1 protein-coding gene is annotated in these 301 nt (G+C 49.5%); it reads left to right on the forward strand.

Annotated features, from left to right (window positions below; translation table 11 throughout):
- The coding region (locus AC1RPR_RS08680) for a hypothetical protein (RefSeq protein ID WP_481763549.1) at nt 1-301 on the forward strand (301 nt) is incomplete at both ends.

Here is a 301-nt window from a genome sequence, read left to right on the forward strand (position 1 = left end):
CACGAACACTGCGTCGGTGTTTCGCGATCTGTACAACATGTATCAGGACTTGACGCCTAACGCGGACGAGCCTATCCGTATGCAGGTTTTCGGCTTGATGAAAAGTAGCGGCAACAAAAAGTGTTTTGTGCGTGTGGCGCTTCCCTCTCAGCCTTTTGTCGGATTCAAGCGCATTCTGATTCTGAGCGCTGACTTTGAAACGAGTCAGATGTACCATCTTCTTAAGATGGAAGGGTGTCAGGTGAACAATATCACGATACCGTTTTTGGATAGGCATCTCAAGGGAGGCTTCGGCCGTGCT

This window comes from Dellaglioa sp. CoH-57-MRSF-22, assembly GCF_056781895.1.